Genomic DNA, 10112 nt, shown 5'->3' on the forward strand with positions numbered 1-10112 from the left:
TATGCTCACGCACATGAACCGGAGAATCGCTGTCGCATCCCTTGCCGTTGCCCTTGTCGCCCTGACCGGCTGTTCGAGCGCGGACACCGATTCGCAGGAAGCATCCGTCGAAGCATGCGCCGACTTCCGCTCGGCAGTCGACCCCGTGCTGGTTTCCGTCGACGAGATCGTGCCGGCCGATTCCCCCGAAGCCATGTCCGAGCACCTGTCGAGCGTCGAGGCCGGACTTGCCGCCGCGGCCGAGGTCGAGGGCCCCGGGGCCTTCGCCGCGCTGCGCGACGAGGTCGTCGTCGAGATCGAGACCTTCGCGATCCTCGCGCAGGACTCGATCGACGGCAAGGACGCGGATCTCGAAGCCGCACAGGGGGATGTGCAGCTCAGCTACGCCGAATTCGAGCGCTACTGCGGCTCCTGAACCGATCCGCGCATGGTGAACGAGTCCGCGCCGGCGCCGGCGATCAGATGAGGCCCTTCTCTGCGAGCCATGCGTTCGCGATGTCCTTCGACGACTTCTGATCGACGGTGCTCTGCACGCCCATGGCCACGAGGTCCTCGACGCCGAGCTGAGCGCTGACCGCGTTGATGACGTCGGCGACATCGCCGGAGATGTCGGCGGATGCGATCGGCACGACGTTCGATGCGAGGATCATGCTCTCGGGATCCTCGAGCGCGACGATGTCCTCGGTCTCGAACCGCGGGTCTGCGGAGTAGACGTCGGCGACCTGGATCTCGCCGGCCAGGAGCGACTCGAACGTCGTGTCGCCGGTCGCCGAGAACGCCAGGTCGAGGCCGTAGATCTCGGCAGCGCCCGTCGGACCGTACGGACGCTGCTCGAGCTCGGGCGCACCGCCGAGCGTGACCGCGCCGTCGACATCGGCGAGGTCGGAGATCGTCACGAGGTCGTTCGCCTCGGCGAACTCCTTCGTGACCGTGTAGGTGTCCTGGTCGCTCGCCTCGGCATAGTCGAGCGCGGCGAGTGTGTCGGGCAGGGCATCCTGCAGCGCCGCGTAGACGTCGTCGGGGCTCGTCGCCTCTGCGGTGTCGTCGAAGTACTGCAGCAGGTTGCCGGTGTACTCCGGGAACAGGTCAATGTCGCCGGACTCCACATCGGACATGTACGCGTCACGCTGGCCGATGTTGAATTCGCGCTTCACCGTGAAGCCGGCGCCCTCGAGCGCCTGCGCGTAGATCTCGGCGACGATCTCGTTTGAGTAGTAGGCCTGCGAGCCGACGACGATCGTGTCGGATGCGCCCTCCCCCGCTGATTCGCCCGCAGGCGCATCGAGCGGGTTGCTGGTCGCGCATCCGGCGAGCGCGAGGGCTCCGACGAGGGTACCGGCCATGAGAGCGAGGCGGGAGGTGCGTGCGGTGAACATGATGTTCCTTTCGAGGAGAGAGTCAGATGGAGGCCGGCGATGCCGCGTGTCGCGATGATCGACGGATGCGGGATGAATCGGAGGCTGCACGGATGCTTGCGGGCACGACAGCGCGTTGGGTGAGAGCGAGCAACAGATCGACGACGAGTGCGAGAGCGGCGACGATCAGCGCGCCGCCGAGCACCTGATCGAACCGGCGCAGCGGGATGCCCTGGATGATCGGCCATCCGAGGCCTCCGAGGTTGACGTAGGCGGCGATCGTGACGGTGGCGATGACCTGCAGGGTCGCGGCGCGCAGGCCGCCGACGAGCAACGGCAGGCCGAGCGGCACCTCGACCTTCCAGAACACCTGCCACTGCGTCATCCCGGTCGCCCGTGCCGCGTCGATCACACGGCGGTCGACCGCCTCGAGCCCGGTGTAGGCGCCGGCGAGCAGCGAGGGGATCGCGAGCAGCACGAACGTGATGGTCGCCGCCTCCGGGATGCGCAGCACGCCCAGCAGCAGAACGAGCAGCACCATCAGGCCGAATGACGGCACGGCGCGAGCGGCGCCCGAGATGGCAACGGCGACCTCGCGGCCGTGGCCGGTGTGACCGATGAGCCAGCCAGCGGGCACGGCGATGACCGCCGCGATCAGCACGGAGATCACGGTGAAGTACAGGTGCTGGCCGAGCAGGATCGGCAGGGCGTAGGCCCCTTCGAGACGCTCGGGCGAGAACAGCCATGCGAAGGCCTCCGCGAAGAGGTTCATGCGGCCGCCTCCGTCACGGGCATTCGTCGCGGCATCCGTCGGCGACCCGACGCGCCGGACGTGCGCGTCGCGCGCGTCCACGGCATGATGCCGCGGCCGACGAGCATGAGCAGGAGATCGATCACGAGGGCGATGACGACCACGGCGAGCACGCCGGCGAGTACCTCCGGGATGATGCGGCGCTGCAGACCGTTCGTGAAGAGGTAGCCGAGGTTGGTGACGCCGACGAGGATGCCGACGGTCGCGAGCGAGATCGTGCTCACGGCGGCGACGCGGAGACCGGCGAGGATCACGGGCCCGGCGAGCGGCAGATCGACGGCCCAGAAACGGCGCCATCCGCCGTATCCCATGGCCGTCGCGGCCTGGCGCACATGCGCGTCGACGGCATCGAGACCGTCGGCGACGGCGCGCACGAGGATCGCCACGGCGTAGATCGTGAGGCCGATGATGAGGTTCGCGGGGTCGCGCGTCGAATAGCCGACCACCGAGGGCAGCAGGATCAGGAGCGCCAACGACGGGATCGTGTAGAGCAGACCGGTCAGCACGATCACCGGGCCGCGCACGAGGCGGTAGCGCCACGCCACCCACCCCAGCGGCAGCGAGAGAAAGAAACCGAGGCCGATCGCGATCGCGCTCTGTCCGAGGTGGACGAGCGCGAGATCCACGATCAGGCCGAGGTTGTCGGCGACCCAGGTCATGGCGTCGGTCTCTCGCCCATCACGGCGGGCTGCGCTTCATCGACGAGGGCGCCCTGGGTGCGCCCCTCGGAGTCGACCACCACCGCGCCGCGGGGCGTCTGCTTGATCCGCAGCGCACGCCGGCCGCGCTCGGCACCGATGAACGCGGCGGCGAAGTCATCGGCCGGGTTCTCGATGATCTCGCTCGGGCTGCCCACCTGCACGACACGGGCACCCTTATCGAGGATCACGACCTGGTCGCCGAGCAGGAACGCTTCGTCGATATCGTGCGTGACGAAGACGACCGTCTTGCCGAGCTCGCGCTGCAGACGGATGAGCTCCTGCTGCAGGTCGGCGCGCACGATCGGGTCGACGGCGCCGAACGGCTCGTCCATGAGCAGGATGTTCGGGTCGGCGGCGAGCCCGCGGGCCACGCCGACCCGCTGCTGCTGGCCGCCGGAGAGCTGGCTCGGATAGCGCTCTGCGAGCGCCCGGTCGAGGCCCACGGTGTCGAGCAGATCGCGCGAGCGCGCGTGCGCCTGCTTCTTCGGCATGCCGTTCAGGCGCAGCACGGTGGCGACGTTGTCGATCACCGAGAAGTGCGGCATGAGCCCCGAGTTCTGCATGACATAGCCGATGCTGCGGCGGAGGGTCACCGGGTCGCGGCCGAGCACGCTCGCCCCGTCGATCTCGACGTCGCCCGACGTGGGCTCGACCATGCGGTTGATCATGCGCAGCAGGGTCGTCTTGCCGCAACCGGAGGATCCGACGAACACCGTCGTCTTCCGAGAGGGCAGCACGAGGCTGAAGTCGTCGACAGCGCGCGTCCCATCGGGGAATGTCTTCGTGATGGAACGGAATTCGATCATGAGACCACTCCGGTCATGGGACCTGAGAGAGCACCCGTCATGCCGCCTCCTCCTCGGGCTGAGTCCCGAGCGTAGGGGACGGCTCGGACGTTCGGGATCGTTCTCCAAAGATTCGGAGCCGACCGCGCATTGGATCGAGTGTCGTCACCGGGCGTGTCATGCCGACTCGCGGCCGTACTGCTCGAGGAGCCGGAGCCACACCTCGCTGATCGTCGGATAGGCCGGGACAGCATGCCAGAGCCGTGCGATCGGCACCTCGCCGACGACCGCGATCGTCGCCGCCTGCAGAAGCTCTGCCACGCCGGGACCGACGAACGTCGCTCCGAGCACGACGTCGCGCTCCGCGTCGACGACGATCCGCGCCCTCCCGGCATAGCCGTCTGCGTACAGGGAGGCCCCGGCGATGACGCCGAGGTCCTGATCGATGACGCGCACCTCGTGCCCGGCTTCCCGTGCGGCCTTCTCCGTCAAGCCGACCGTCGCGATCTCCGGCTCGGCGAAGACGACCTGCGGCACGGCGGCGTTATCGGCGGTGGCCGTATGGCGGCCCCATCTCGAATCGTCGATGTCGTCGCCCGCCGCACCGGCGGCGATGACATCGCCCGCCGCTCGCGCCTGATATTTTCCCTGGTGCGTGAGCGGCGCGCGTCCGTTCACATCACCCACGGCATAGAGCCAGTCGGTTCCCGGCACGCGCAGTGAGTCGTCGACGTCGATGGAAGCCCCGGGCTCGAACCCCACGGCATCCGCCCCGATATCGGAGGTGCGCGGACGGCGCCCGGTCGCGACGAGAACCTCGACGGCCGAGACCTCGCCGCCCGATGTCGTTAGGGTCACCCCGCTGGCATCCCGCTCGACCTGCGTGGTCTCGGTGTTCAGGCGCACATCGACCCCGGCCGAGCGCAGCCCCTCCGCCGCCATCTCACCGGCGAACTCCTCCATCCCGCTGAGCAGCCCGCTTCGGGCGAGAACCGTGACACGGCTGCCGAGAGAGGCGAACGCCGTGGCCATCTCGACCGCGACCACGCCGCCGCCGATGATCGCCAGGGAGAACGGAATCTCCTGCGCACTCGTCGCCTCACGACTCGTCCAGGGCGCAGCATCCACCAGCCCATCGATCGGCGGGATCACCGCTTCGGTTCCCGTGGCGATCGCCACGGCATGGTGGGCCGTGAGTACGCGTCCCGAACCATCGGCATCGGTGACCGTGACCGTGACCTCGCGCACCCCGGTGATCCGTCCGTGGCCGCGCGCCAGATCGATGCCCGCGGATCGCAGCCAATCGACCTGACCGGCATCCGACCATTCGCTCGTGAAGGAATCGCGCCGGGCGAGCACCGCGGGAACGTCGAGCGAACCGCCCGCCACCCCCTGCACCCGATGCGCGGCATGCAGCGCCTGAACCGGACGCAGCAATGCTTTCGATGGCATGCAGGCCCAGTAGGAGCACTCACCGCCGACCAGCTCGCTCTCGACGATCACCACGGTCAGGCCGCCCTGCACCGCGCGGTCGGCGACGTTCTCGCCGACCGGCCCCGCACCGATCACGATCAGGTCGTACTCGTCAGCTGTCATGGTGCCATGGTGGTCCCCCACCGGGCGCGCAGTCTCGGGGGTTGTCCCGAGCGCATCAACAGTTGTAGGGAGCTCCATGTTGCAACGGGCGGATGATGTTGCGGACAGCGGACTCTTCGTCGCGAAAAGTCCGCCAAGTGCAACATCCTCCGCTGTGTGCAACACAGCGGCCAGGCCGAATCAGGCCAGCAGGATGCAGGTCGGTGCGGGGACCGACGTGCGATGACGGATGCCGCGGGGCACGCCCGTGCGCTCGTCGAGCTCGATGACGCCGATCTGATCGGAGCGCTGCCCGGCGACGAGGAGCGCTCCGTCGTGCACCAGGTGGTGCCGAGGCCAGTCGACCCCGGATTCGGCGAGGGCGAGCGGCTCGACGATCGAACCGTCGCCGCGTACGCGGAGAGCTGCGATCGTGTTGCTGCCGCGCACGCCCGCGTACAGCGTCTCGCCATCGCGCGAGCGGGAGAGCTCTGCGGGGAAATCGACGCCGACGACGACGCCGGGGCTCACGGTCGTCGCCGCGGCGAGCGCCCACTGCCCGTCGATGCCCGTCTCGAGGGTGAAGACCTCGCAGGAGTACTCGGTGACGACGTGCACGTGCCCGCTGGGGTGCACGACGAGGTGGCGGGGGCCGACGCCGAGCGGCAGCACGACCCGATGGTCCTCGACGAGCCCGCCGGGCGCCGGGCGCCAGATGCGCACGAGGTCGAGGCCGAGATCGGTGGTCGCGATGCGTCCGTCGGGGAGGAAGGCGGCGGCGTGCGCGTGCGAGACGCGGGCATCGGGATCGACGACCGGAGCGGGCTCCGGTTCGGGGTCTGCGGGGGCGTTGAGTCCGAGCATCTCATCGAACAGCAGGAGCCCCGAGCGGGGCTTCTCCTCGGTGGCCGCGGCAGCCGTGACCGATGCGAGCACCTGGGTGAAGTCGATCGCGAGAGTGTCTGTGCCGACGGCATCGATCCCATAGGGATCGGCCGCGGCATCCGCACCCGTGGCGCTGATCGTGCGGCCTGCAGCATCCAATCCGATGCGCACGACCCGGCCATCCCCGTAGCAGCTGGCGATCAGATGATCGCCGGATGGCGCGACGGCCAGATGGCACACCGCATCGCTCGCGACGATCGGGTCGCCGAGAGCGCGCAGCGAACGCTCGCCCGTGCGCTGGAAGGCCTGCACGTGGCCGGAGCCCTCCAGCGCCGCGTAGACGATGTCGAGCAAGGGATGCCGCACCAGCCATGACGGCGATGCGGCATCCGCGACCGTGCCGCGGTGGGCGAGGGTCGTGGGCTCACGACCCTCGTCGCCCTCGAGCAGACCGATGCCGGTGGCATCCCCGCCCATGTCGGAGCCGTAGCCGCCGACCCAGAACTGCGTCACGGTCGAGCGTCAGACGAGGTCGTGACGGACGATCACCTGGTCGCGCTCGGGGCCGACGCCGATCACCGAGATGCGCGTGTTGCTCATCTTCTCGAGGGCGAGGACGTAGTCCTGGGCGGTCTGCGGCAGGTCCTCGAAGGTGCGGGCGGTCGTGATGTCCTCGCTCCAGCCGGGGAACGTCTCGTAGATCGGCTTCGCGTGGTGGAAGTCGCTCTGGTTGACGGGCACGTCGTCGAAGCGCACACCGTCGACGTCGTAGGCCACGCAGACGGGGATCTCCTCGAGGCCCGTGAGCACATCGAGCTTCGTGAGCACCAGGTCGGTGATGCCGTTGATACGGGTCGCGTAACGGGTGATCGGGGCGTCGTACCAGCCGGTGCGGCGCAGGCGACCCGTGGTCGTGCCGTACTCGAAGCCGGTCTTGCGCAGCCACTCGCCCTGCTCGTCGAGCAGCTCGGTCGGGAACGGTCCCGAGCCGACGCGGGTCGTGTAGGCCTTGACGATGCCGACGATGCGGTCGAGACGGTTGGGGCCGACGCCCGAGCCGGATGCCGCGCCCGCCGCTGTCGCGGTCGACGAGGTGACGAAGGGGTAGGTGCCGTGGTCGACGTCGAGCATGGTGGCCTGCCCGCCCTCGAACACGACGACCTCGCCGCGCTCGAGCGCCTCATCGAGCAGGTGGCCGGTGTCGGCGACCATGGGGCGCAAGCGCTCGGCGTAGGCGAGCAGCTCCTCGACGATCTCGTCGACCGTGACGGCGCGACGGTTGAAGACCTTCACCAGCAGGTGGTTCTTCTGGTCGAGGGCGCCTTCGACCTTCTGGCGCAGGATGTTCTCGTCGAACAGGTCCTGCACGCGGATGCCGACACGGTTGATCTTGTCGGCGTAGGCCGGGCCGATGCCGCGACCGGTCGTGCCGATGTTGCGCTTTCCGAGGAAGCGCTCGGTGACCTTGTCGAGCGTGCGGTGGTAGTGGGTGATGATGTGCGCGTTGGCGCTCACCCGCAGTTTGGAGACGTCGACGCCGCGTGCGCCGAGCGCCTCGAGCTCGCTGAAGAGCACCTCGAGGTCGATGACGACGCCGTTGCCAATGACGGGCGTGACGCCCGGCGAGAGGATGCCGCTGGGCAGCAGGTGCAGCGCGTACTTCTCGTTGCCGACGACGACGGTGTGCCCGGCGTTGTTGCCGCCGTTGAACTTCACCACCCAGTCGGTGCGGTCACCGAGCAGGTCGGTGGCCTTTCCCTTGCCCTCGTCGCCCCACTGGACTCCGACGATCACGATTCCTGGCATGGGTGAACCCCCTGGGTTTTACCTTGTGCTTTCGCCGGGTTTGCACCGGCCGATGAGCTGGCCCGTTTCGGGCATGTCCATCTTACCGAACCCGGTCGCGGCCCCGAAGGGACCGCGACCGGAATCGTTCAGGCCGCCGACCGCTCCTGCGTCTCGTCGGGGTCCTCGGCGAGGTAGCGCTCGAGCGAATCGTCGAGCTCGTCGATCCACGGGGTGTGGTGCTCGGCGGCGAGGGTGCCGGTCATCACCGACGGGTACACGCGGTCGCGGTAGCCCATGATGTCCTTCTTCTTGTCGGCCTTCCACGCCAGGAAGATCTCCACGACCCGGTCGATGTCGAACGCCGGGTAGTCGGTCTGCTGGCCGAGGTCGCGCACGTAGTCCGCCTGGAAGCGGATCTCGTCGGCGGCCGTCTCGATCGCGTCGAAGCGGGCGAGCCAGTCCGTGATGGATGCTTCGCGCTCGGCCTCATCGGGCAGTTCGATGCGCCCGAGGATGAGGTCGCGCACGAACCACGCCTGCACGTCGAACATGTTGAACGTGAACCACTGGTCCTGCGCGCCCAGGTACGCCAGGCGCGGGTTCTTCTGCCAGATCACGCCGCCGTAGAGGCCCGCCGGGTAGACGTTGTTCGGCGACGACAGCGACAGGTCCTCGGGCAGGAAGGGGTACTTGTGCAGGTATCCGGTGCAGAGGATGACGGCATCCACCCGCTTGCTCGTGCCGTCGACGAAGTGCACGACGTCGCCGTCGAAGCGCTCGATCGTCGGGCGCTCCTCGAAGCCCTCCGGCCAGTCGTAGCCCATCGGCGCAGTGCGGTAGCTGGCGGTCACCGAGCGGGCGCCCATCTTGAACGCCTGGCTGCCGATGTCCTCGGCCGAGTAGCTCGAACCGATCACGAGCACGTCGCGGCCCTTCAGCGCCTCGGCACCTCTGAAGTCGTGCGCGTGGCGGATGCTGCCGGTGAAGGTCTCGACGCCGGGGAAATCCGGCACGTTCGGGAACGAGAAGTGACCGCTCGCGACGACGATGCGGTCGAACGTCTCCACGCGCGTCTCGCCGGTGGGCAGGTGCTCGCTCGTCAGGGTGAAGGTCTCCGCATCCTCATCGAACTCGACCCAGCGCACGATCGTCTGGAAGCGGATCTTGCTGCGCACATCGGTCTTCGCCAGGCGTCCCGCGATGTAATCCCACAGCACGGGGCGCGGCGGGTACGACGAGATCGGGCGACCGAAGTGCTCATCGAAGGTGTAATCGGCGAACTCGAGCGCCTCCTTGGGCCCGTTCGACCACAGGTTGCGGTACATGCTCGAGTGCACGGGCTCGCCGTACTCGTCGAGCCCGGTGCGCCAGGAGAAGTTCCACTGGCCGCCCCAGTCGGCCTGCTTCTCGAAGCTCACGACCTCGGGAACCTCGGCTCCGGCGTCGCGTGCCGCTTCGAACGCCCGCAGCTGCGCCATGCCGCTGGGGCCGGCGCCGATGATCGCCACTCGTTCTTTCTTCATACGTATCGTCCTCTTCTTCACTCGGGTATCGATCTCATTCACGTTTCAGCGAATCGCAGCGACTCATCCGGGTGTTGGACGCACAGGTTTCCCCATCGCCGGGAGCGGTGATGCTCGACCGGCCGGATGAGTGCTGTCACATCGACGTTACCGCACAGTGATTTTCGGCTTCCTGCACGCTCCCGCTCAGTGGCAGCGGTCAGTTCCGGTGAACGGCGGTGCGCGTGATGCCGAGTTCGGCGAGTTTCTCATCGGCCTGGCGGGTGCGCAGCTCGAGCGAGCGTCCGACCTCCCCGGCCAGCGTCGGACGACTGCGCACGAGCGCATCGACAGCGGCGAGCGGCACCGTGACGACCGTGAGGATCTCCTGCGCGACGACGACGGCACGCGTCTTCTCCCGGGTGAGCGCCGTGTGCCCGATGAGTTCACCGCGCTCCACCGTCGCGAACTCGATCCGGTCGTCGCCGACCTCCAGCGCCATGACCGCGCGTCCGGAGACGACGACCGAGACCTGATCGGGAACGACCCCCATCTTCTGCACGATCTCGCCGATTCCATAGCGTTGGGCCCGGGCGATGCTCAGCACGCTGTCGACGTCCTCCTCGCGCAGTTGCAGCGTCGGCGCGATGCCACGAAGCGCCGCGGCGAGCGCTGCGGGTTCGGCGATCGGGTCGGTGCCGTCGCCGTCG

General features: G+C 68.4%; 10 protein-coding genes. 1 reads left to right on the forward strand and 9 read right to left on the reverse strand.

Translation table 11 applies throughout. The annotated features are described in order from the left end of the window. Positions 1–13 precede the first annotated feature (13 nt). Complete coding sequence (locus Q0Z66_RS08495; protein ID WP_298040181.1) at positions 14–415, forward strand: hypothetical protein; 402 nt, start codon at positions 14–16, stop codon at positions 413–415. Positions 416–458: 43 nt separating this feature from the next. Here the strand turns inward: Q0Z66_RS08495 and Q0Z66_RS08500 are convergent, their stop codons facing one another. The 9 genes from Q0Z66_RS08500 to Q0Z66_RS08540 form a co-directional block, all read right to left on the reverse strand. Continuing rightward, entirely contained in the window at positions 459–1376 is a 918-nt protein-coding gene (locus Q0Z66_RS08500) for an ABC transporter substrate-binding protein (RefSeq protein ID WP_298040182.1), read from the reverse strand. 22 nt (positions 1377–1398) lie between these two features. Beyond that, positions 1399–2127 (reverse strand): ABC transporter permease, encoded by a 729-nt coding sequence (locus tag Q0Z66_RS08505; RefSeq protein ID WP_298040183.1) that lies wholly within the window; start codon positions 2125–2127, stop codon positions 1399–1401. Continuing rightward, positions 2124–2825 (reverse strand): ABC transporter permease, encoded by a 702-nt coding sequence (locus tag Q0Z66_RS08510; RefSeq protein WP_298040184.1) that lies wholly within the window; start codon positions 2823–2825, stop codon positions 2124–2126. The genes Q0Z66_RS08505 and Q0Z66_RS08510 overlap by 4 nt, the downstream gene beginning before the upstream one ends. After that, on the reverse strand, positions 2822–3673 hold the full coding sequence (locus Q0Z66_RS08515) for an ATP-binding cassette domain-containing protein (protein ID WP_298040185.1): 852 nt from the start codon (positions 3671–3673) through the stop codon (positions 2822–2824). Before Q0Z66_RS08515 ends, Q0Z66_RS08510 begins: the two co-directional genes overlap by 4 nt. Before the next feature lie 156 nt (positions 3674–3829). After that, the gene (locus Q0Z66_RS08520) at positions 3830–5248 is read right to left on the reverse strand and encodes an NAD(P)/FAD-dependent oxidoreductase (RefSeq protein ID WP_298040187.1); all 1419 of its coding nucleotides are present in this window, start codon (positions 5246–5248) and stop codon (positions 3830–3832) included. A gap of 180 nt (positions 5249–5428) precedes the next feature. Next, entirely contained in the window at positions 5429–6625 is a 1197-nt protein-coding gene (locus Q0Z66_RS08525) for a beta-propeller fold lactonase family protein (protein WP_298040189.1), read from the reverse strand. Positions 6626–6634: 9 nt separating this feature from the next. Then, a complete protein-coding gene (locus Q0Z66_RS08530) occupies positions 6635–7918 on the reverse strand; it encodes an adenylosuccinate synthase (protein ID WP_298040190.1) in 1284 nt (427 codons plus the stop codon). 128 nt (positions 7919–8046) lie between these two features. Next, a complete protein-coding gene (locus tag Q0Z66_RS08535; RefSeq protein WP_298040192.1) occupies positions 8047–9423 on the reverse strand; it encodes an NAD(P)/FAD-dependent oxidoreductase in 1377 nt (458 codons plus the stop codon). A gap of 199 nt (positions 9424–9622) precedes the next feature. Further along, on the reverse strand, positions 9623–10112 hold a 490-nt coding region (locus Q0Z66_RS08540; protein WP_298040194.1), incomplete at its 5' end, for a cyclic nucleotide-binding domain-containing protein.

This window comes from uncultured Microbacterium sp. (assembly GCF_947632095.1).
GTDB lineage: Bacteria > Actinomycetota > Actinomycetes > Actinomycetales > Microbacteriaceae > Microbacterium.

Coding starts and splice junctions, on each gene's coding strand:
- Q0Z66_RS08510 (WP_298040184.1), bottom strand. CDS start 2,825: ATGACCTGGGTCGCCGACAACCTCGGCCTGATCGTGGATCTCGCGCTC.
- Q0Z66_RS08530 (WP_298040190.1), bottom strand. CDS start 7,918: ATGCCAGGAATCGTGATCGTCGGAGTCCAGTGGGGCGACGAGGGCAAG.
- Q0Z66_RS08505 (WP_298040183.1), bottom strand. CDS start 2,127: ATGAACCTCTTCGCGGAGGCCTTCGCATGGCTGTTCTCGCCCGAGCGT.
- Q0Z66_RS08495 (WP_298040181.1), top strand. CDS start 14: ATGAACCGGAGAATCGCTGTCGCATCCCTTGCCGTTGCCCTTGTCGCC.
- Q0Z66_RS08515 (WP_298040185.1), bottom strand. CDS start 3,673: ATGATCGAATTCCGTTCCATCACGAAGACATTCCCCGATGGGACGCGC.
- Q0Z66_RS08500 (WP_298040182.1), bottom strand. CDS start 1,376: ATGTTCACCGCACGCACCTCCCGCCTCGCTCTCATGGCCGGTACCCTC.
- Q0Z66_RS08520 (WP_298040187.1), bottom strand. CDS start 5,248: ATGACAGCTGACGAGTACGACCTGATCGTGATCGGTGCGGGGCCGGTC.
- Q0Z66_RS08535 (WP_298040192.1), bottom strand. CDS start 9,423: ATGAAGAAAGAACGAGTGGCGATCATCGGCGCCGGCCCCAGCGGCATG.